Origin of the sequence: Companilactobacillus insicii (genome assembly GCF_003946015.1) — a bacterium.
Classification (GTDB): domain Bacteria; phylum Bacillota; class Bacilli; order Lactobacillales; family Lactobacillaceae; genus Companilactobacillus; species Companilactobacillus insicii.
Genome location: NZ_RHNU01000040.1, coordinates 1 through 20,751, shown reverse-complemented (window position 1 = coordinate 20,751; position 20,751 = coordinate 1). Strand labels below are relative to the sequence as shown.

Sequence of the window (20,751 nt, the reverse complement as noted above, 5' to 3'; positions counted from 1 at the left end):
AGTTTTCAAAGGTCTACTAGCTGTTAAGAAGTGAACTTCTTAACAAGCGACTTAATTAGTTTATCAAGTTCAAAACATGATGTCAAGAACTTTTTAAAATAATTTTTCAATGACTATCGAGCTGGAAGCTCTCAAGTCGTTGTCGCCGTTGCATCTGTCGCAACAACAAGATATATATTACTAGTTGGTTATCATCATTGCAAGTACTTTTTAAAACTTTTTTCATTTTTTTTGAAAATACTTTTATAAGCGACTATTTCAACTGCGACTTCGCTTAATATTGTACAGAACTCTACTATAATATGTCAACAAATCACGCAAGGGACTGTGACATAATTCTACACAACCTGATATTCCAAGATTACAGCAAACAAAAAGGCATCCCCTTTGAGGAATGCCTTACTTTTACTCTTGTGTTGGATTATGAAATGCCATTGGTGCTGTATCTGGCATTTGATTCAACTTATTCATATCATCATCACTAATTGTAAAGTCTAGCTTAGCGTTAGCTTCTATATGAGGAAGTTGTGTAGCCTTAGGTAGTGGTAATACCCCATTTTGGATAACAAACTTGATTGCCAATTGAGGAACACTCACATTATACTTTGTAGCAATCTCATTAATATCCTTATTATCGACTAGTCCACCTGTAGCAAGTGGTGAATATGCTTCGACTAAAATATCATTTTCTTTCGAATATTGTGTGATCTTCGGTTCAGTGTATCCAACGTAATATTGAATTTGATCAACCATTGGCTTTACTTTAGCGGTTGCCATAACATTCTTAAGATCATGAACATTGAAGTTTGAAACACCAATTGCCTTAACACGGCCTGTTGCGTAAATCTCTTCCATTGCACGCCATACATCTAAGTTTTCTTTGTCATAATTAGATCCCATTTGTCCCCATGGCCATGGAGCATGTACTAAGTACAAATCTAAGTAGTCTATATCAAGATTATTCATTGTTGTATTGAAATCTCTCAATGTACCATCATATGTTTTAGTTTCACCGGGTAATTTAGAAGTTACAAATATTTCATCACGGTCAATTCCTGAATCACGGACTGCCTGACCAACCTCTTTTTCATTTCCATAGGCTAGTGCAGTATCGATATGACGATAACCAACTGTCAAAGCATCAAGAACTGCTTTATGAGCCTTATTTGCTGGTATTTGCCATGTCCCAAATGCTACTTGGGGAATTTTTACATCATTATATAAATTAAAAGTTTCTGTTAATTGTGTCATTTGAATACCTTCTTTAATAGGTTTAAAACTGATCTCTCTCAATCAGTAACTGCATGATAAACCTTAAAGTGGGCTTTATAGCAAGAAATTTATTCTATTTTATTAACAAATTTAATGAGAACCATATCAACGGCAAAGTAAAATAGCTGATACCTACTATATATAGATATCAGCTGTTTGTTATTTAAAAATATTAGGATCTACAAAATCCGTATTATCGATTGGTACTTGATTGATAATCTCATCATGTATCAAAAGAGATCTAGTTTCAATTCCAACTTTTCCATCTTCCACAGTGATGATATTATAACTAGTCGCATCCATTACTAAGTGATTATTGTGATTATCACAATTAATATGATAAGCACTAGAATCCGCTGTACTGCATAAAATGTTTTCACGATTAAACTCAGTTGTGAAATGGATATGACCTGAAAATATAGCTTCAACATTACTATCACGAACGATATCAAGTAACTTATCACCATTCTGTAAAATGCTATAACGCATATGTGTAACTGCAGGACCATCAATTGGATGGTGCATAAAGATCAGTGACATTTTCTTATCTGAAGATTTCAGAGAATTGTCCAACCAATCCAGTTGATCTTGACTGATATATCCCTGTTCGATATTTCCATAAGTACTATCCAAGAAATAAATATCGCATAACCCTGTTGCGATACTATAATAGTACTTTTCTTTTGGTTCATCTCCTAAATAACCACGGTAAAAAGCATCTGTGCGGTCATGATTACCCAGTATCACGTAAATAGGAACATGAAGCCTTTTACTCTGATAATCAATAATATCCCTTAACTTAGCATAATCGAATTCAACACCTTCATGAACTAAGTCACCACTGATAACAACCATATCTGGCCGTTCAGGCATTAATTCAACATCTTGAAAAACATTCTGCAATTTAATATAAGGATCAACCCTTTGATGATTGGATGGTCTGGCATCCCTGGGTGTTAAGTGAGTATCAGTTATCTGAACTATTTTTAACTTATTAGTTTTCATTAAGATTAAACCCTATCCCAATAAATATTTTTTTGAGAATCTTTGTCAAAAATAATACTTGTTTGCTCTTCAATTCGAACATAAAGAGTATCACCAATATTACAATTAATATCTTTAGTCACTGCTTTAATAGTATATTTCTCATCTAATTCAAGTGTTAGTTGAGTAAATCTTCCATAGTCAACAATCTTCGTTACTACTGCGGGAATAGATAAATCCTCATCTGACTCTTTACTAAGCTTAATGTGCTCTGGTCGTATTCCTAGTAAATAATCATTAGGTTCAATATTGGCTGTTTGTTTAACCCGAACTACTCTTTGATTTGCTATTAATAAATATCCATCTTGATACTTAACATCCAAAATATTTATTTGAGGAGTTCCGATAAACTTAGCTACAAACAAATTAGTAGGATTTTTATAAATGTTATCTGGAGTATCTACCATTTGAATTATGCCATCATTCATAACAGCGATACGATCACCTAATGCCATAGCTTCTAACTGATCATGTGTCACATAAACAATGGTTTGTTTATTCCGATCATGAAGATTTTGAATCTCGTCTCTAGCCTTTTCTCGCAATTGAACATCAATATTAGATAACGGTTCATCCAAAAGGAATATTTTACTTTTCTTTGCCATTCCTCTGCCAAGCGCCACACGTTGTTTTTGACCACCAGATAATTCTGATGGTAAACGATCCTTATACTTAGTCAGATTCAACGTTTCTAAAATAGATTCTAATCGTAAACTTCTTTCGTCTTTAGGAACTTTATGAACTTTTAAAGCATATTCTAAGTTTTGATAAACAGTCATATTTGGATATAGAGCATAATCCTGGAAAACCATTGCGATTGTATGACCATCATTTGCTTTGTTGTTCAAATCATCTCCGTCAATCAATACTTCACCATTGCTCACAGACTCTAATCCTGCAATCATCCGTAAAGTGGTTGATTTACCACATCCAGAAGGACCGAGTAAAACTAGAAATTCTCCAGCTGCAATTTTCAAATTAAGCTGATCGATAACTTTGGTGCTTTTGAATTCCTTAGTAATCTCTTTTAATTCTATAGTTGCATTATTATCGCTCATCTTATACCCCTTACTTCAGTCCACTATTACTAATACTGTTCAAAATATAACGTTGAAATATTAAATAGATAATCAACGGTAAAACAATCATGATCGACGAAAGCGCCATAGCTAATGGGAAATTGGTACCACCCTCACTAGAAATATAATTTTGAAGTGCTAACGGTAAAGTAAAGCTACCCTTGTCTTTCAAAATCAATGTTGGCCAAACGTACTCATTCCATGAATTAATAAAGAACATTGCCCCCACACTAATAATGCTTGGTCTTAAAATTGGTAAAACAATATTGAAGAAGATTCGTCGATTAGGAATATCATCAATTTTCAATGAATCAAATAAACTACTTGGAATCTTCTCCATTGTCTTTAGGAAAATCATAATTCCTGTTGCATCACACAATTGTGGTAGCGCAACTCCAATGACACTATTCAGTAAGTTTAGCTTGGCAATAACCAAGTAATTAGGAATCATAACAATAGTGAACGGTACAAAAATCGTAGCGACAAATAATAAATAAATGAAACTCTTATGCTTAAATTGGAAATATCTAAAAGCATATGCAGCTAATAGACCGGTTAAAAGCTTACCTAAGGTAACTATTGTTGCCATAAAAAACGTATTCCAGATTAAACGAATTAAGTTAACTTGGTGATTCAAGGTAGTGTAGTTATCTATCGTAGGTTTAGTAGGAATTAAATTAAGTATGGATTGATATGATTCTTGTAATGTTTTGAAAGAGTTAGAAATCATAAACACTACTGGTAACAAAGCAACTAGCCCAATAATTATTAAAGGTAGATGCCATAATACGTTCTTTTTACTATTCATACTTCGACCTGCCTTCCACAAACTTGATTTCTAAGTAGAGTAGTACTAAAAAAATCAAAAAAGTTGTGATTGCTAACGCCGAAGCATTACCTGTTTTGTAGAGAACAAAAGCATTCAGGTACGTATGATATAGGACATTAGATGATCCATAATATGGGCCACCGGTTGTAATGACATTGGTTGGTGTAAAAACATATTGCAGACCTTGAACAATTGTCAAAATCAAAACATAAATCGCAATACTCTTGTTCATCGGCAAGATGATATTCCAAATCATTCGCCATTTAGGGATTCTATCAATCGTTGTAGCGTCTATGATGTTTTTAGGAATAGATCCTAAACCAGTCAGTAATAAAATAAAATTATATCCAAAAACCTTCCAATTAGTGATCAAACATAAAACAACAATCGCTAAGGCACCTGAATTGGTCCAATTAGGTAAAACAAATCCACTTTCCCTAAATAAAAATGCCACTGGACCAGATACTGGATTCAAAATCCATGAAAAAATCATTGCTCCAACAACCAACGAAAACAAACTAGGTATGAAAAAAACAATCTTATAAGCTCCCTGCATCTTCTTAATAAAGAATTTGACTATTAGCGAAATAATGTAGGGAATAACAAAATTCAAAATTAGTAACAAAATAATGTAGAAGAAAGTATTAATTAATACCTTCTGATTAACTGGATCCGTGAAAACTTCGACATAGTTTCTCATTCCTACAAAATCTTTTGTAGGTGCTATCAAATTCCAATCAAAGAAACTTAAATAAAACGTGTAAATAATTGGAATTATCATAAAAATCGTCAATAAAAGTCCCGTAGGTAATAAATATAAAAATGGTAATATCTTTTTATTGCTGTGCATTGATCTTTTCCTGTGCTGATTTTAGTGTAGAAGAAATATCACTACCAGATAAAATCTTGTCACGAGCATCGATCATTGCTTGTTCTGCTTGTAAACCATTCTTAGGGAATGAAGTCCATGGAATCGCCTTGTCTAGCGTATTTACTGCAGGTACTAACATTGGATTTTCACCAACATAATCTTTAAATTCTTTTGAATCTAATGCGTCTTTAGTTGGAGGTAAATAACCTGTTCCCTTACTCCAAGTAACTGATGAACTAGCTTTGAACATGAACTTTTCAAATTCCCATGCAGCCTTTTGTTGTGTAGGATCTTGAGCAGTAATAGCCAACATTGATCCACCAACTGGAACAGTAGTCTTACGGCCTTCAAAATGAGGAGCAATAATGGCACTAGCATTAAAACTGGCACCCTTCTTGATATGCGAAGCTTGAGCAATTGTTGTAAATGCCATAGCAACATCACCCTTAACAAATGAATCCATACCTTGTGCCCATGGAGTATGTAAAGCCGTCTTGTCAGTTACCATTTCTTGATATAACTTGTATGCACCTTCACCATTTGAACTAGCAAATGCTGCTTTACCATTCTTTTGAATATCAGCACCGTTACTTAACATAATTGCTTGTTGTGCCCATGTATCACCTGGTTCTTGAATGTACAATCCATATTTACCACTTTGTTTGTTAATACTCTTTGCGGCTTTTTGTACACCTTCCCAAGTGTCAAGAGATTTAACATCAACATTGTATTGTTTCAATAAATCATTATTAACAAATAAAACTGGAGTACTTAATGAATATGGCAATCCCACTAATTTCTTATTGGCATCCTTAGCGAATGACAAAGTCTTAGTTGTGAAATGATCAGTAATAAACTTATCATTACCATCAAACTTCTTTGCGGCATCAGTTGGTGTCATGTACTTAAAATTACTTGCAAAGTAATTATCGTAAGCCCAACCTACTTGAGTAACATCAGGTACCTTACCAGAAGCTTGTGCAGATTGTAGGTTTTGCATCAATCCTTGATACATATTTGGATTATACTTAGCAGTGACCTTAATATTTTTGTGGGTCTTATTGAACTCTTTAACTAATTCGTCAACAGTCGCACCACCTTGAGTTTGAGCATTGACGTGCCAATACGTGATATGTGTTACTGATTTGGCTGAGGTTTTAGAGGTTGATGAACAACCAGCAAAAATCACTGCCATCAAAGCTAGTCCAACCAAAGCTAAAAATTGCTTAAAATATTTTGTTTTCAATTTTTTCCCTCCTAATATGTGATTAATATTAGAAAAGAAATGTATATTTCTTATATACTTAATGTATTGTTTGTGTAAAGATTTTATATTTAGAAATTTTTATGCCAATATTTTTTTAAGCAACTGACTATGCACCAATAAATATGTTATGTTATCATGTTATAAATTAAATATAGTAAATCGGTTGGCGAAAGCTTCAAGGTAGTTCCTTCTCAGGGGTGTGAGGAGGATTATTTTGGAGCTTTTTTCATCTAATAAAGGAGAAATATAAATTATGGGTTTTTTAGGAATATTAGTCCTAATATTAATCGCAACAACTATTGTTGGACACTATTCATCTCGAATCGGTGTTCCAGCAGTAATTGGTCAACTACTGATCGGTATTGTTTTGGGTCCAGCAATTCTAAATTGGGTTAAACCAACTGAATTTATCCACGTTTTTTCAGAAATGGGTGTAATAATCCTTATGTTCATAGCAGGTATTGAGAGTGATATGCAATTACTCAAAAAATACCTCAAGCCCAGCTTCTTAGTGGCAATTCTTGGTGTAATTGTACCTGTTGCTCTTACTTACGGAGTTGGTATGATGTTCCACATGAATGCAGTTGAAAGCTTATTCTTGAGTGTTATTTTTGCAGCTACGTCTGTATCTATATCTGTAGCAGTTCTAAAAGAGTTAAATGTCTTAAATGGTAAAGCTGGTGCTACTATTCTTGGTTCTGCTGTAGTAGATGACATCTTAGCCGTAGTTATTTTAAGTGTAATGGTTAGTCTACTAGGTGGTGGCAAGACTTCATCTGGTGGACCATCATTATTCATTACATTTACAGAACAAATTATTTACTTTGTCGCTATCTACTTTGTCGTAAAATTCGTTGCACCTTATATGGCAAAAATCGGTGAAAAGTTATTTATTCCAGTAGGTCCGACTATAATGGCAATGATTTTATGCTTCGGAATGGCCTATATAGCTGACCTAATTGGTTTAAGCTCAGTAGTTGGTGCATTCTTTGCCGGAATTGCCATCTCGCAAACAAAGGTTCGAGACGAAGTCGATCGCAGTATTGAACCAATTGGATATGCTATTTTTATTCCAGTTTTCTTCGTAAGTATCGGATTGAATATGACATTAAATGGCATTCAAAATGACCTTTGGTTCATTGTCGTTCTAACTATCATTGCCATAATTTCTAAGCTATTTGGTGCTGGATTAGGTGCTAAAATATCGAATTTTAGCCTAAACGAATCGTACATGGTTGGTGCCGGAATGGTATCTCGTGGAGAAATGGCGTTAATAATCGCTCAAATTGGTTATCAATCCAAGTTGATTTCTTCAGATTATTATTCAGCAATTATTGCAGCTGTTATTCTAACGACGTTAATCGCACCATTCTTACTTAAACATGCAGCTAAATCATCTCCTCAAGATCTGAATTAAAAAAATCGTTCCCAATTCAACCTAAGAATTGAGAACGATTTTTTTAATAATAATATAAACAAATTTTGCATTACTTACGCAGAATTTTAGTCATTGACTTACCTTTGGCAACTTCATCAACTAATTTATCCATATAACGAATCTTTTTCATTAACGGATCTTCAATGTCTTCGACACGAACACCGCAAATAACTCCAGTAATAAGAGACGCATTACCATTAAGATGCGGTGCTTGTTGGAAAAATTCTTCCATTGTAGATTTTGAATTTATTTGTTTTTTTAAATCCGAATCACTATATCCTGTGAGCCAACAAATAACAATATCGACATTTTCTTTAGGCTGTCCTTTACGTTCAACCTTATTAACATACATTGGATAAATACTACTAAAAGTCATTTCAAATATACGAGTATTAGCCATTGGTCAATCTCCTAATATTTAATCAGCTATTTCAACACTTTCCATAACAACATCTTCATTAGGCTTGTCATTACGATCACGCTTAACTTTTGCGATTTCCCTTACAACATTCATACCATCAATAACTTGTCCGAATACTGTATGTCTGTGATCCAACCAAGGTGTACCACCATTCTTATATGCAGCAATAATTTCTTCTGGATAACCAGCAGGTGCCATTTGTTTAATCATACGCTTAGGCATATTTTGATTGGAAACAATAAAGAATTGGCTACCATTAGTATTAGGACCAGCATTAGCCATCGATAATGCTCCATCTAAATTAAATAATTCATCAGAGAATTCATCTTCAAAAGCATCACCATAAATACTTTCGCCACCCATACCAGTTCCTGTAGGGTCGCCACCTTGAATCATAAAATCAGGAATAACACGGTGGAAAATAACTCCGTTATAGTAATTTTTCTTAGCCAATTCAACAAAATTCTTTACTGTTTTAGGTACTAATTCATCAAATAATTGAATTTTGATATCACCATGATTTGTTTTAATAGTGACTTTAGTACCTGTTGCGTTATCTAAATCTAATTGAGGATACATTTTTTTATTCCTTTCGAAGTTCATTTTAATATTTTTCTCGTAATTTAAATTATACCAATAATTGTAAGGTATAACTTAAATCTGAACTTATATCAAAGGAGTTTTTTTATGAACACGTTAGAAATCATCAACCATGACTTCCTAAATGATGATAAATTAACAATTAACATTACTGGCAACAACACTTTTACAAATGAACTACGGATAAAAGCTGCAATTGCCTTAATAGAATCTTTGGATGATCTCGATGGAAGTAGTCAATGTGAATATGATGAATTTATTAAATTATGCAGCAACTTAAAAAAGGCCGTTCAGTACTTATAAGATCAAGATCTTATTGACCACCCCACACTGGTAACATCATTGCTGCAATGGCTATCCCGTCGTATTTAGTAGCATAACCTTTAACTTGATAGTATAAAGTATTCAATCCTTTCAATGGCTCTTTAGGATGCTCAAAAGAATAAAGCGATATCTCCTTGCATAATCTTGAAGCAACAACATCGTAATTTTCATTCTTATCAAGATCTTTAGCTTCATCAAACAAAAACTTCATAACATTGGGATGTTTCTTGACTTCAGGATCAGAATACGCAGCACTAATTTGATCCATCATTACTTTGACCTTTTCGTCTCTAGTTTTCATAATATACCCCTTAAGAAGCCTTGTTACTCGCTTCTTTTCAGCTTTATCGTTATTTGATCTAGGAGAATCATTTTTATCAGTTAATCCTAACAATGAATCCACAGTGACACCAAATACTTTACTCAAGGTAATCAATGACTCAATATCTGGATAGCTTCGTTCTAACTCCCATTTTGAAATAGTTTGTCGCGAAACATTCAGCTTATCAGCCAAATCATTTTGGGTCATTTCTGCATCGGTTCGGAATTTTTTGATTTGATTTCCAAGTTCTAGTGACAATATAGCACCCCTATTCCTAATTTAATACGTTTTTGCACGCTCTAAATCGTTGCAATCACCATTTTTATATTCATAATTATACATTCTTGTCGTTATAACGCTAGAACTTTAAAAAGGTCTATTACGTATAAATCTCGAAATTTTAAATATGTCGTCAAAAACGACAACTTTAAAATAGGAGATAAACCTCATGGCAAAAATGGGTATTGAACGACATGATTTGGGATCCGGAGAAGTATTAAAAATACTAATTTCAGAAAATTCGCAAATTAACTACTTTGGTGATGACTTAAAGGTTAAAGCTGCTTTGGCATTACTAGACACAGTAGAACCTAACAGATTCTTTGAATGGGGAAAAGATGATTTGTACTATAATTTTTGTGACGAATTAAGGCGCATGATTGATAAGTTTGAGAATGAATAAAAAGAAGAGTTCGTGACGTAAACACGCGACGCAACACAACTTCTTCCGTTTAGCTACAAATACCCCCGCATTTACTTACGTAAATACGAGGGTATTTTAAACGCTCTATTCTTAAATAACATTAACATCAATAGCTGTAAAACTACCATCTTTGTATATCAATACGGCGCCATAAATGTCTGCATTACCGACTCCCCAATCAGGGATAGGTCCATCGGCGAAGAACAAACGTTTAGCTTCTAATTCACCTTCAATTGAGTTTTTTACAAAAACTGTTACACCGGCTAAATCAGTCTCCAGGGGATATCCGGTTCTAGGATCAATTACATGGTGGTATTTTTTACCATTGATTTCTAAATAACGTTCATAAATTCCGGTAGTAACTGCTGAGCATTCACCAATTTGGACGTTGCCAATTGTCTCACCACGATCACTCGTTGGGTCTTGTACACCTACTATCCAGCGCTTATCACTATGAGTTGGACTTTCACCAACAAAAAGAATATTGCCACCAAGATCAATGATTCCACTGGCAATTCCCATAGCACGCCATAAATCACGAATTCTGTCGGCAATATAACCCTTAGCTATACCACCAAGGTCTAATTCCATGCCTGATTTTTTTAGATAGACCGACAAATCATGATCATTTAATTCAACATCATCGGGGCTGATTAATTTCATTCGTTCTTTGATATCATCATCGTTGGGTATATTTGCGCCAACAAATCCTATTTTCCATAGCTTAACTAATGGTCCAATAGTTGTATTAAATCCAAAATTCTGTCGACTATAATTTATAGCCGTTTTTACCAAGCTATAAGTAGCACTAGAAACTTGAACGGCACCAATTCCTGACGAATGGTTAATCGCCATAACTTCTGAATGAGATCTATTGACAGTTAATAAATCTTCATATTCTTGAATCAAATTAAAAGCTTTGTTAACTCCACTGTCATCTATTGTTCCAAAAGTTGTTAAATTGATGGTTGTTCCAAGCGCATAACCCGTTTTATCAACTCGATGTTGTGCTAAATCATCTATCATAACTATTCCGTCTTATCTTCATTCTCTTCGTCATGTTCTGAAGCACCAGTTGTTGCATCGGCAGATTCTGAAGCTACTGGTCCAGTTGCTTCAGAATCATCATCATGCTTTGAGGCACCCGATGTAGCATCTGGGAATCCATCAAACTTACCATCTTTGACCAAGTTAACTAGATGGCCAACATTGCCTGTGAATTCCATAGTTCCTAGGTATCTGCCATTTTCATCACGAACAGCATAATAATTGATCCATACTTTATGACCATTCAATGGCAAACAACGTTCAACATGGTCTTTTGTACCAAGTTTGAATGAATCCATGATAGCCTTAACAGCTGGAAGAGCCTTTGGTGGATGGCATTCTTCTACACTTTCACCAATTTCTGATGGATGGCGTACGTGCTCACGATTAGGTTTATCTGAATAATATGCAAAGTGGTCTGTATCATCGATAAAATCTATCTCAAATGGTAATGTGTTAAAGATTTGTTGAATTTCTTTAACCTTCAAACTACCTGTACGAAATTGAACTTTTGCTTCACTACTGATATGTGGTTCTGTCATATTATCGTCTCCCTCTTCTAGATAACGCATATTTGATTTTACAAATCTATTAAATGCTGCGAAGCTATCTTCCAAATTATGAACAACTTTAATATCTGTCACAAAACCGTTTTTGTCAAAGGTCTTCGCGGCATTTCCAATCAAAACTTCATTACCGGGAAGAACATTTGAGTTTAAATCTGGTGATAACAACATTTGGCGTAATTGTTGTTGAGCACGTGATGTTCCTTGAGTTCCGTAAGAAACACCAACGATCATAACTGGCTTTTCTTTCATTGTCTTGTGCTTATAAGATAGCCATTCCAGCCCACTCTTCAATGCAGCAGGAATTGAATGATCATATTCAGGTGTCGCAATAATAACACCGTCAGCATTATTGATTTTATTGTTGAATCTCCAAACCTCAGTTTGTTCACTGTAAGGTAAATCCTCATTGAACGGTGGTAACTGTTTAACTTCCAGTACTTCGATTTCAGCCGCTCTTCTAAAATGCCATTTCATATATTCCAAAAGTTTTCTATTATATGAAAAATCAGCATTAGTTCCGACAATAGCAACAAGTTTCATAGGACATTCTTCCTTCCTGAATTATTTGACCCCATTAAAGTCATCAATTTCTGTCGCAAACTTTTTGAATCCTTCAAAACACTGCTCCAAGAAGCCAACAGTTCCTTGATTAATCAATTCTCCATCTTCATCAAAGGCTGTCTTAGCGGTTCCCAAGAAGAATTCATTTCCAGGAAATACTTCAGCGAAGACACCTGGAGAATCCAAGATTTCACGCAAATGTGTTTGCGAACGAGAGGACCCTTGAGGATGAATTGATGCGCCAACAATCATAATTGGTTTGCCATGTAATGGATGAATGCGATATGATAACCATTCAATGACACTCTTTAACGCTGATGGAACCGAGTGATTATACTCTGGACACCCAATAATTACAGCATCAGCTGCTTCAATTCTCTCAGCTAATTCCGTAACTAGTTCTGGGTCGTGATCTTTCTCACCATCCGGATAGTTTTCATTGAACATCGGAAAATCTTTTATCTCATTAATATGTATTTCATCGCCAGTAAAATGATTCTTCATAAATTGTAATAATTTACGATTGTAAGATAATCTTTTGTTAGAACCTACGATAGCCTCAATTTTCATAAGTAACCTCCCGTTATAATGCTAATTTTATACAAATTGCAAAATACTTCACAAATATAATTTTAATATTATTCCTGAATATAGGCAAGCGCTTTCAGGATTTATATATACAAACTTATATATTTCATTTAAATTATTGGAATTTTATTTTTATGACCTCATAAGATATAATAATAAGCCCTGAAAGGAAGCATAATTTTGAACCTTACCGCTAACATAAATCAATTCATAAAAAACATGCTCTTCAAAGTAGACTGGGAAGGAATAGCTCAACATGTGTTATCAGTCGTAACACAGTTAATCTTATTAACGGTCGTCCTTCTACTAATAAATTGGATCGGCAAAAAAATAATTAAACATATCTTCAAAAGCAATATAAAACTAAGCAAAAATCCTATACCTCAAAACAAAATGGATACAATTTACACAATAGTCCTAAATATTTTCAGATACGTTCTACTATTCTTTTGGATTTACGCCATTTTATCAGCCATCGGAATTCCTGTGGGTACATTAATTGCCGGAGCCGGGATATTCAGTTTGGCAATTGGACTTGGAGCACAAGGATTCGTATCTGACATGGTCAATGGCTTCTTCATTTTGTTGGAACAACAAATCAGCGTTGGAGACTATATCAATGTAAATGGCATCGAAGGCACAGTCACTTACGTTGGAATTCGTACCACGCAACTCAAAAGCTTCGATGGTACATTGAACTTCATCCCTAATCGTAATATTACTGTCGTCAGTAATCAATCCCGCAATGATATGCGAGCTCTTATCGAAATACCAGTATCAAGCCATTCGCCATTCGATCAAATAAAACAAGTCATTGAACATGTTAATAAAGGCTTAGATATAAAGGGATTAAAAATCACTCAGAAGCCTAGTATATTAGGCTTTTCAAATTTAAATGATGGTACATTAGTTATTCAAATAGTTGCTTATTCTAAGCATGGTGAACAATACAACGTAAAAAATGTTTTGATGAAAAAATATCTAGTAGCTTTAAACAATGCTGGAATTGAATTACCGAAATAAAGGCAAATACTCCTAATATCTACTTAAAAAGTAAATACTAGGAGTATTTTTTTAGTTATAATTAGCCCTTTTTTCAATTCTTTTTTGAATCAACTCAATCAATATACATAAACTCCAATAAATCAAAGCCACTAAAATGTACATCGACATATAATCAAACGAACGTCCCCCGACAATCTTGGCACGTTGAAATATATCTGGAATTGTAATCATGGCTGCCAAAGAAGTTCCCTTCAACAAATCCATAGCCACATTCCCTAAGGAAGGAATAGATATACGAATGGCTTGCGGTAAGACAACCTTGATCATAGTGGTACTAAAATCCAAATCAAGTGTATAGGCAGCATCCCATTGGCCGGCATCAACACCAGAAATTGCACCACGATAAATCTCACTAATAAACGCACTACTTGTTAGTGTAAAACAAATAATAGTCGCCGTTAATGCTGACAACTGATACGGCAAACCAAAGTATAAAATAAAAAGAATTACCAGTGCCGGTACACCTCTGATAAAAGATATATATATTCTAACGATTTTTTTGACAATTTTATTAGGAATCATCCCTAATGCTGTAATTAATATTCCGAGAATATTTCCTAAAATAAATGTCAATAAGCTCAATCCTAGTGTGTATGGCAATCCCAGTAAAATATAAGGTATAGACTTCACCATTAGTTCAAAATTTAATTGCATCAGTCGTTATTATCCTTAATTTTAACTGTCTTTTGAATATTATATTTTGGTTTACTTGAAACATCGTCCGTGAAGAATTTTTTAGATATTTTAGTAAGAGTTCCATCGTCCTTCATTGCCTTTAATTGCTTATCAATTTCTACTTTCAGAGTTTTGCTTTGTTTTTTCATCAATATTCCTGATGTATTAGCATTGAAATAAACATCTTTTAAAATTTCAACTGGAATTTTTGGTAACGCCGCAACAGACATTTTTTGAAGATAATAATCATTAATAATTACATCCGTTCTACCCTTAGCAACATCGGTTAAATATTGATCATTAGTAGCATTATCATACGTAACTAATTGTGCACCATATTGTTTAGCGATTTTCATATATCCAGTATTGGGTTCTCCCGCAGCTTTTTTACCCTTCAAATCTTTTAAGGAATGTATTCCTGAACTATCTGATTTTCTAACGATCAAACTATCAAATGAATGTTTTATTGGTGAACTCAGCATGAACTTTTTCTCTTTGGCTTTCGTAATACCAAAATCGTTAGCCGCAACGTCTGCTTCACCCTTTTCTAGTGAAGCAATTTGGCCGTCGACATTGTACTCCTTGAACTTAGCCTTAACTCCCATTCTCTTAGCGACTTCCTTAACTATTTCAATATCGTAACCTGTCAACTTGTTATCATCATTGTAATAAGAACTAGGAAACAACGTACCTGATGTAGCAATTACCACCTCCTTCTTATCCTTAACTTTTTTCAAACTATCATCCGAAGCATTATTGCCATTTTGTGAACATCCAGCAACCAATAAAACTAACATTGCTAAAAAACTTAAACCTATCGCTACTTTTTTATTCATATCTAATCCCTCAATTATCTATAATATTTTGGTAGTTCCAGTGCTTTAGTATTCTCGAACAGTTCTCCTATCCGAAATAACATATCTTCCCGTCCCTTAGCAGACATAAATTGAATTCCTAATGGTAGATTATTTTTACCTATCCAAATTGGCAAACTAATAGCCGGTTCTCCTGTTAGATTGGCTAATTGTGTAAATGGAGTAAGTTTCAAACTTTCATAAAACATGTCATAAATAATTTCTGATTGTCTTCCCTTTGAAAACTCATCCACATTCATTAAATCTTCTCGAATCTTATCGGACTGTAAATCTGTCTTTAGATTGGGAGCTGTATAGGCTGTAGTTGGTGTCATAAACAAATCAAAGTTGCTAAAAATAATATCTTCCATTATTTCAGTTGCTTTGTCCCATTCATCAAAGCATTGACTATACTCAACCGCTGAAATATTCAATCCATAACGATATAGGCCCCAGGTCATCAATTCCATATCATCTTGTGTCATTTTTCGATTCATCGCTGATGATATTGAGCAAAACATTTTGGCCGTTTCAGCCGCATTCATCTTGTAATAAGAATCCATCAAGGAAATACCATTTAATGGATATTTGATTGGAACGACTTCAAATCCAGCGTCTTCCAATACTTGCAACGCTTTTAACATTGCAAATTTGGCATCCTCAGAAATACTAGTTCCTAGTGGAGATTCAAAACTATAAGCCACTTTAAGTTTTGATTTAGTTACCTCTCCAGACCACTCAACCCTTGGAGCTTGAAAAGGAGAAACAGAGGTTATACCTCTCATCCCGTAAAATAATTTTATAGTATCTCGCATTGAGACATTCAATGCGAAATCAATTGAAGCACCTTGCCAGCCTCGGTATCCTCCAGGACCAACTGGCATTGTTCCTCGAGTTGGCTTCAAACCTATCAACCCTGTGAACGATGCTGGAATTCTGATAGAACCTCCGCCATCACTGGCTCCGGCTAGAGGGAACATTCCACTTGCTACAGCGGACGCTGCTCCCCCACTAGATCCACCAGATGAGAAGTCCAAATTCCATGGATTATGACTATCCCCATATAATTTTGAATCTGTAACATTTTTAAACCCAAATTCTGGTGCATTTGTTTTGCCAACTGGTACTAGTCCTAGATGCTCCATTTTTTTAACAAAATTATTTGTCCTAGTAGCAGTATTGTACTTAAACAACCTTGATGCCGAAGTATCTGCAAATCCATACTTGCTCTGCCCCAATATTTTTAGGGGAACTGGAATACCCTTGAAGATTGTGTCCTCTAATTTCGTATCATTAACATTCAAATATCTTTCACGATATTTATCCTCATCAAAATCAACTAGTGCATTTAAGTATTTATTACTTTTTTTAATACGACAAATAACATCATCAATCAGTTCTTTACGACTTATTTTGTTCTTTTCTAATAAACTAGCCAGATACGTCGCATCATTCAAGTCAATTACCCCCTACATATAAATAATCTTGTCAAGAAAGTCCTTTGTTCGCTGATGTTGAGGTTTATCAAATAGATTATCCGGTGAATCTACCTCCAATATCTTTCCATCATCCATAAAAATAACTCTGTCAGCAATTTCTTTAGCAAATGACATTTCGTGCGTGACAATAATCATTGTCATCCCTGTATGAGCTAATTCCTTAATAATGTTCAAGATATCTTTGACTGTTTCTGGATCAAGCGCAGAAGTAGGTTCATCGAACAACATAATTTGTGGATGTAATGCTAACGCTCTAGCGATAGCAACTCGTTGTTGTTCACCACCAGATAGTGATGTAACAGGACTGTCTACTTTATCTTCCAACTTGACTTTTTTCAGCAATTCCAAAGCTGTACTTTTGGCATCAGCTACCGTTTGGATTTTGTTTTTTATTTGTGAAAGCGTAATGTTGTCTAACACTGACAAATTAGGAAACAAATTAAAGTGCTGAAATACAAAACCCATTTTTATTCGTGCAGATTTAGAAATCGGCTTCTCATTAGTGAAATTTACATCCTCAATTGATATTTTTCCATTTGTGATATCGTTTAGACCTATAAGACAACGCAACAATGTACTTTTGCCTGATCCTGATGGTCCAATAACCACAACCACTTCGCCTTTATTTATTGATAGATCTATCCCCTTCAAAACTTCTTCATTTTCAAAGCTCTTCACAAGCTGATCAACCGCAATTATTCTCTCCATAGCACCTTCCTTTCACAAGCGAACATCTAAAAGATACCGATTAAATTAATTAATTACAATTAAAAGCCTTTATAAATTTATCAATACAAATCAATGATTTTTGGATATAAAAAAGGCATCTCAATATATGAGATACCAATATAATCATTCCATCTTACCTTTATCTATAAAATCTGAATTCAAAAAACTGTAATTATGATAATCACCAACCAAAACAGTAAAAGATATGGGTTCTTTACCGTGTGAAATAATCTTTTTAATTAAATAATTTCGCAGTACCCAAGGTTGTTCGATCGATTTTACTCTTAAATTAGATACTTCCTCAATAACTTCAGGAGTAGTTCCTAAATCTTGAGCAATTTCATCCAAAGTCAAATCTGATTGAGCCAAATTCTCATGTAATTCTCTAACCGTTGCTTCCTTTTCTGATTTTGTCAATGACATGGTGATTCCTCCTGCACATGTGACTTCAGCTGTATAATATCGCGCAAGGCTAAAGTTTTCAACCTATATAATTTTTTTATTGGTAGCGGAGACAATAAGCATCATGGGCCGACGCATTTCATCCTTCATTCCGGGGATATTCATCATATTTTTAGGTGGCATAGGCTCCACCACTCTGTTAATTTGAAAACCATTCGTGAGCAACCCATCCAGATACGTAGTCAAAGTCTTATGATATTTAACTACCTTCTCATCTAAAAAGTCAGTTTCTCTTTTACCTTCATAAAAGTAATTATCAACAGGAAAGTCTTGTATTTGACCATTCCCATCGTAGTTCCATTCCTCACTACCCTGAGCAGTGAAGATTGGATGTTCGACTGAAAAAATAAAAATCCCATCTGGTTTCAAATATCCATGTATTTTTTCTACAATATCTTCAAAAGATTTAACGTAGTGTAAAGCAAGTGAACTAATTACAACATCAAATTTATCATCGTCAAAATCAATTTGAGTAATGTCATCGTGTAGGTATTTTATTTTGTCAGAATCCGTTTTATCCTTCGCTACTTTCAGCATCTTCTCTGACATATCAACGCCGATAACTTGTCTTGCTCCGTGATCTACAGCATATCTATCATGCCAACCATATCCACAGCCAAGATCAAGTACCACCTTATCCGTAAAGCCAGGTAACATCGGTTTCAAAGTACTCCACTCACCCGCTCCAGATAAACCATTTACACTGCGATTCATTTGACTATATTTTTCAAAAAAATTCTCATTATCATATATATTATTCATAATTATCTCCATGTAGTTATTTTTCTATTTGAGTACTACATGGAGTATTACTCTCTTAAATGCAATCATCATATCTTCTCCCTTTAAAGTTCAACACTATTGTACCTATCAATATCAATTATTTAAAAGCATACTATAATTTGAATCCATTTGAATCCAAAATTAAATATTTTCTAACGTTCCTCATAAAGGTTATAATGGTATCTAATAATCTCAAAAAAGGAGTGTTCCTTCACAATGAAAAAACGAATTAAAGGTTCATGTACAACAATTCTAGTTGGTAAAGATGCTTCAATCGACGGATCAACTATTATTTCCAGAAATGACGATGGCCATGAGGCTCTTGACCCTCAAAGATTTGTAGTCGTTCAACCTGAAGATCAACCAAGACATTACCAATCAGTTATAAGTAAAGTAGAAATAGACTTGCCTGATAATCCAATGCGTTATACATCAATGCCTAATGCTGTCTTGGATAATGGTATTTGGCCAGCTGCTGGAATTAACATTGACAACGTTACAATGTCAGCTACTGAAACTATTACTACTAACTCACGCGTACTCGGCGCTGATCCATTAGTCGATGGTGGTGTTGGTGAAGAAGATTTAGTTACACTAGTTCTTCCATATGTACATAGTGCTCGTGAAGGTGTGCAACGCCTTGGAGATATTGTTCAAAAGTATGGTACTTATGAAACTAACGGAATTGCTTTTTCTGATAATAATGAAGTTTGGTGGTTAGAAACAATCGGCGGACATCACTGGGCTGCTGAACGTGTACCTGATGATGCGTATGTTGTGGCTCCCAATCGTATGAACATTGATAATTTCGATTTTGAATCTGACGATACGATGAGTTCTGACGATCTAAAAGGCTTAATTGAAAAATACAATTTAAATCCTGACTTAGAAGGTAAATATAACCTTCGGCATATTTTCGGCAGTGCTACTATCAAAGACACTGTTTATAACAATCCTCGTACTTGGTATGGTCAACAATATTTCAATCCTGAAATCAAGCAAGATCCTATGGAACAAGATCTTCCTTTTATTTGCCATGCTGATCGAAAGATTTCTATTGAAGATGTGAAATTCGTCTTGAGTTCTCACTTTGAAAATACAAAATATGACCCTTACGGTAATGGTTCTGAAGCTGACAAAAAGTTATTCCGTCCAATCGGAATTAACCGTAATCACAACGTCCATATACTACAAGTTAGAAACAATGTCCCTGCGGAAATTGCTGGAGTTCAATGGATTGCTTACGGTGCTAATACATTCAATACAGTCGTTCCATTCTATACGAATATTAACGATACTCCCGCTCCTTACAAAGATGCCACGGGAACCTTTGATTTGAACAACATGTATTGGTTAAGTACAACTACCGCCTTATTAGGTGATACGGATTATGACCTATACGTTGATATGCGTAACGATTACGAATTAGACGCCATGAGTGCATATCGCAAAATTCAAAATGAGACTGACGCTGCTATTTCAAGTAAAGATATTACTAATACACTTGAAGAAGCCAATTCAAAATTAGCTGATACAGCTTTAAAATTACAAACTAAATTGCTAGGTGACATGGTTATTATGGGCTCTGAACACATGAAACTTAGATACAATTTGAATGATTAAATAAGAGAGCGCAACAAAGCACGTTTAACTTCTGAGTCTAACTACAAATGAGTCTGGGACAAAACTCTAGACTCTAAAAAAAGAACCATCAAAGAAATCTAATGGGATTTCTCTGATGGTTCTTTT

The 20,751-nt window shown here is 34.5% G+C and carries 23 protein-coding genes; 5 read left to right on the top strand and 18 right to left on the bottom strand.

Features of this window, described 5'->3' with window-relative positions:
- Window positions 1-405: 405 nt before the first annotated feature.
- From EKM79_RS10740 to EKM79_RS10715, 6 genes are all read right to left on the bottom strand, one after another.
- Window positions 406-1,251 (bottom strand): aldo/keto reductase, encoded by an 846-nt coding sequence (locus EKM79_RS10740; protein WP_125568650.1) that lies wholly within the window; start codon window positions 1,249-1,251, stop codon window positions 406-408.
- Window positions 1,252-1,431: 180 nt separating this feature from the next.
- Window positions 1,432-2,277, bottom strand: a complete 846-nt coding sequence (locus EKM79_RS10735) for a metallophosphoesterase family protein (protein ID WP_125568648.1) — start codon at window positions 2,275-2,277, stop codon at window positions 1,432-1,434.
- A gap of 5 nt (window positions 2,278-2,282) precedes the next feature.
- Entirely contained in the window at window positions 2,283-3,374 is a 1,092-nt protein-coding gene (locus EKM79_RS10730) for an ABC transporter ATP-binding protein (RefSeq protein ID WP_125568646.1), read from the bottom strand.
- Between the two features lie 10 nt (window positions 3,375-3,384).
- Window positions 3,385-4,203, bottom strand: coding sequence for a carbohydrate ABC transporter permease (locus EKM79_RS10725; RefSeq protein WP_125568644.1), 819 nt, complete (start codon window positions 4,201-4,203; stop codon window positions 3,385-3,387).
- Window positions 4,196-5,005, bottom strand: a complete 810-nt coding sequence (locus tag EKM79_RS10720) for a carbohydrate ABC transporter permease (RefSeq protein ID WP_246005677.1) — start codon at window positions 5,003-5,005, stop codon at window positions 4,196-4,198. Before EKM79_RS10720 ends, EKM79_RS10725 begins: the two co-directional genes overlap by 8 nt.
- Before the next feature lie 55 nt (window positions 5,006-5,060).
- A complete protein-coding gene (locus EKM79_RS10715; protein ID WP_246005676.1) occupies window positions 5,061-6,341 on the bottom strand; it encodes an ABC transporter substrate-binding protein in 1,281 nt (426 codons plus the stop codon).
- Between the two features lie 274 nt (window positions 6,342-6,615).
- Here EKM79_RS10715 and EKM79_RS10710 point away from each other — a divergent pair, with 274 nt between their 5' ends.
- Window positions 6,616-7,779 (top strand): cation:proton antiporter, encoded by a 1,164-nt coding sequence (locus EKM79_RS10710; RefSeq protein WP_125568640.1) that lies wholly within the window; start codon window positions 6,616-6,618, stop codon window positions 7,777-7,779.
- Window positions 7,780-7,849: 70 nt separating this feature from the next.
- Here the strand turns inward: EKM79_RS10710 and EKM79_RS10705 are convergent, their stop codons facing one another.
- A complete protein-coding gene (locus tag EKM79_RS10705) occupies window positions 7,850-8,200 on the bottom strand; it encodes a DUF2200 domain-containing protein (RefSeq protein WP_125568639.1) in 351 nt (116 codons plus the stop codon).
- An 18-nt stretch (window positions 8,201-8,218) separates the two neighbouring features.
- Window positions 8,219-8,824: a peptidylprolyl isomerase gene (locus EKM79_RS10700; RefSeq protein ID WP_281273224.1), complete on the bottom strand. Its 606-nt coding sequence runs from the start codon at window positions 8,822-8,824 to the stop codon at window positions 8,219-8,221.
- A gap of 84 nt (window positions 8,825-8,908) precedes the next feature.
- On the opposite strand from EKM79_RS10700, the gene EKM79_RS10695 reads away from it, so the two are divergent.
- On the top strand, window positions 8,909-9,124 hold the full coding sequence (locus EKM79_RS10695) for a hypothetical protein (protein WP_125568637.1): 216 nt from the start codon (window positions 8,909-8,911) through the stop codon (window positions 9,122-9,124).
- Between the two features lie 10 nt (window positions 9,125-9,134).
- On the opposite strand, the gene EKM79_RS10690 is transcribed toward EKM79_RS10695, so the two are convergent.
- Window positions 9,135-9,725 carry a helix-turn-helix domain-containing protein gene (locus EKM79_RS10690; RefSeq protein ID WP_125568635.1) on the bottom strand — a complete coding sequence of 197 codons (591 nt, stop codon included), beginning with the start codon at window positions 9,723-9,725 and terminating at the stop codon, window positions 9,135-9,137.
- A 190-nt stretch (window positions 9,726-9,915) separates the two neighbouring features.
- Between EKM79_RS10690 and EKM79_RS10685 the strand changes: the two genes are divergently transcribed.
- Complete coding sequence (locus tag EKM79_RS10685; protein ID WP_125568633.1) at window positions 9,916-10,149, top strand: hypothetical protein; 234 nt, start codon at window positions 9,916-9,918, stop codon at window positions 10,147-10,149.
- 111 nt (window positions 10,150-10,260) lie between these two features.
- On the opposite strand, the gene EKM79_RS10680 is transcribed toward EKM79_RS10685, so the two are convergent.
- The 3 genes from EKM79_RS10680 to EKM79_RS10670 are packed head-to-tail and all read right to left on the bottom strand — an operon-like array spanning window position 10,261 to window position 12,917.
- Window positions 10,261-11,196, bottom strand: coding sequence for an FAD:protein FMN transferase (locus tag EKM79_RS10680; RefSeq protein WP_125568630.1), 936 nt, complete (start codon window positions 11,194-11,196; stop codon window positions 10,261-10,263).
- Window positions 11,197-11,198: 2 nt separating this feature from the next.
- The gene (locus EKM79_RS10675) at window positions 11,199-12,326 is read right to left on the bottom strand and encodes an NAD(P)H-dependent oxidoreductase (RefSeq protein ID WP_125568628.1); all 1,128 of its coding nucleotides are present in this window, start codon (window positions 12,324-12,326) and stop codon (window positions 11,199-11,201) included.
- Between the two features lie 21 nt (window positions 12,327-12,347).
- The gene (locus EKM79_RS10670) at window positions 12,348-12,917 is read right to left on the bottom strand and encodes an NADPH-dependent FMN reductase (protein WP_125568626.1); all 570 of its coding nucleotides are present in this window, start codon (window positions 12,915-12,917) and stop codon (window positions 12,348-12,350) included.
- Between the two features lie 237 nt (window positions 12,918-13,154).
- On the opposite strand from EKM79_RS10670, the gene EKM79_RS10665 reads away from it, so the two are divergent.
- Window positions 13,155-13,958: a mechanosensitive ion channel family protein gene (locus EKM79_RS10665; RefSeq protein WP_246005675.1), complete on the top strand. Its 804-nt coding sequence runs from the start codon at window positions 13,155-13,157 to the stop codon at window positions 13,956-13,958.
- 51 nt (window positions 13,959-14,009) lie between these two features.
- Here the strand turns inward: EKM79_RS10665 and EKM79_RS10660 are convergent, their stop codons facing one another.
- From EKM79_RS10660 to EKM79_RS10635, 6 genes are all read right to left on the bottom strand, one after another.
- Window positions 14,010-14,633, bottom strand: a complete 624-nt coding sequence (locus EKM79_RS10660) for an amino acid ABC transporter permease (protein WP_246005674.1) — start codon at window positions 14,631-14,633, stop codon at window positions 14,010-14,012.
- Between the two features lie 20 nt (window positions 14,634-14,653).
- A complete protein-coding gene (locus tag EKM79_RS10655; RefSeq protein ID WP_125568620.1) occupies window positions 14,654-15,511 on the bottom strand; it encodes a transporter substrate-binding domain-containing protein in 858 nt (285 codons plus the stop codon).
- A gap of 14 nt (window positions 15,512-15,525) precedes the next feature.
- Complete coding sequence (locus EKM79_RS10650; RefSeq protein ID WP_125568618.1) at window positions 15,526-16,986, bottom strand: amidase; 1,461 nt, start codon at window positions 16,984-16,986, stop codon at window positions 15,526-15,528.
- A gap of 12 nt (window positions 16,987-16,998) precedes the next feature.
- The gene (locus EKM79_RS10645; protein ID WP_125568616.1) at window positions 16,999-17,736 is read right to left on the bottom strand and encodes an amino acid ABC transporter ATP-binding protein; all 738 of its coding nucleotides are present in this window, start codon (window positions 17,734-17,736) and stop codon (window positions 16,999-17,001) included.
- Between the two features lie 144 nt (window positions 17,737-17,880).
- A complete protein-coding gene (locus EKM79_RS10640; protein ID WP_125568614.1) occupies window positions 17,881-18,180 on the bottom strand; it encodes a DUF2316 family protein in 300 nt (99 codons plus the stop codon).
- A 63-nt stretch (window positions 18,181-18,243) separates the two neighbouring features.
- Window positions 18,244-18,981, bottom strand: a complete 738-nt coding sequence (locus EKM79_RS10635; protein ID WP_425454033.1) for a class I SAM-dependent methyltransferase — start codon at window positions 18,979-18,981, stop codon at window positions 18,244-18,246.
- 237 nt (window positions 18,982-19,218) lie between these two features.
- Here EKM79_RS10635 and EKM79_RS10630 point away from each other — a divergent pair, with 237 nt between their 5' ends.
- Window positions 19,219-20,625: a C69 family dipeptidase gene (locus EKM79_RS10630; RefSeq protein WP_125568612.1), complete on the top strand. Its 1,407-nt coding sequence runs from the start codon at window positions 19,219-19,221 to the stop codon at window positions 20,623-20,625.
- Window positions 20,626-20,751: the final 126 nt, after the last annotated feature.

Excerpts from the sequence above, each read along its gene's own strand:
- EKM79_RS10665 (WP_246005675.1), top strand. The coding sequence starts at position 13,155 with ATGCTCTTCAAAGTAGACTGGGAAGGAATAGCTCAACATGTGTTATCA.
- EKM79_RS10735 (WP_125568648.1), bottom strand. The coding sequence starts at position 2,277 with ATGAAAACTAATAAGTTAAAAATAGTTCAGATAACTGATACTCACTTA.
- EKM79_RS10640 (WP_125568614.1), bottom strand. The coding sequence starts at position 18,180 with ATGTCATTGACAAAATCAGAAAAGGAAGCAACGGTTAGAGAATTACAT.
- EKM79_RS10660 (WP_246005674.1), bottom strand. The coding sequence starts at position 14,633 with ATGGTGAAGTCTATACCTTATATTTTACTGGGATTGCCATACACACTA.
- EKM79_RS10730 (WP_125568646.1), bottom strand. The coding sequence starts at position 3,374 with ATGAGCGATAATAATGCAACTATAGAATTAAAAGAGATTACTAAGGAA.
- EKM79_RS10635 (WP_425454033.1), bottom strand. The coding sequence starts at position 18,981 with ATGAATAATATATATGATAATGAGAATTTTTTTGAAAAATATAGTCAA.
- EKM79_RS10700 (WP_281273224.1), bottom strand. The coding sequence starts at position 8,824 with ATGAACTTCGAAAGGAATAAAAAAATGTATCCTCAATTAGATTTAGAT.
- EKM79_RS10725 (WP_125568644.1), bottom strand. The coding sequence starts at position 4,203 with ATGAATAGTAAAAAGAACGTATTATGGCATCTACCTTTAATAATTATT.
- EKM79_RS10675 (WP_125568628.1), bottom strand. The coding sequence starts at position 12,326 with ATGAAACTTGTTGCTATTGTCGGAACTAATGCTGATTTTTCATATAAT.
- EKM79_RS10655 (WP_125568620.1), bottom strand. The coding sequence starts at position 15,511 with ATGAATAAAAAAGTAGCGATAGGTTTAAGTTTTTTAGCAATGTTAGTT.
- EKM79_RS10740 (WP_125568650.1), bottom strand. The coding sequence starts at position 1,251 with ATGACACAATTAACAGAAACTTTTAATTTATATAATGATGTAAAAATT.
- EKM79_RS10685 (WP_125568633.1), top strand. The coding sequence starts at position 9,916 with ATGGCAAAAATGGGTATTGAACGACATGATTTGGGATCCGGAGAAGTA.
- EKM79_RS10645 (WP_125568616.1), bottom strand. The coding sequence starts at position 17,736 with ATGGAGAGAATAATTGCGGTTGATCAGCTTGTGAAGAGCTTTGAAAAT.
- EKM79_RS10670 (WP_125568626.1), bottom strand. The coding sequence starts at position 12,917 with ATGAAAATTGAGGCTATCGTAGGTTCTAACAAAAGATTATCTTACAAT.
- EKM79_RS10680 (WP_125568630.1), bottom strand. The coding sequence starts at position 11,196 with ATGATAGATGATTTAGCACAACATCGAGTTGATAAAACGGGTTATGCG.
- EKM79_RS10695 (WP_125568637.1), top strand. The coding sequence starts at position 8,909 with ATGAACACGTTAGAAATCATCAACCATGACTTCCTAAATGATGATAAA.
- EKM79_RS10705 (WP_125568639.1), bottom strand. The coding sequence starts at position 8,200 with ATGGCTAATACTCGTATATTTGAAATGACTTTTAGTAGTATTTATCCA.
- EKM79_RS10630 (WP_125568612.1), top strand. The coding sequence starts at position 19,219 with ATGAAAAAACGAATTAAAGGTTCATGTACAACAATTCTAGTTGGTAAA.
- EKM79_RS10710 (WP_125568640.1), top strand. The coding sequence starts at position 6,616 with ATGGGTTTTTTAGGAATATTAGTCCTAATATTAATCGCAACAACTATT.
- EKM79_RS10720 (WP_246005677.1), bottom strand. The coding sequence starts at position 5,005 with ATGATAATTCCAATTATTTACACGTTTTATTTAAGTTTCTTTGATTGG.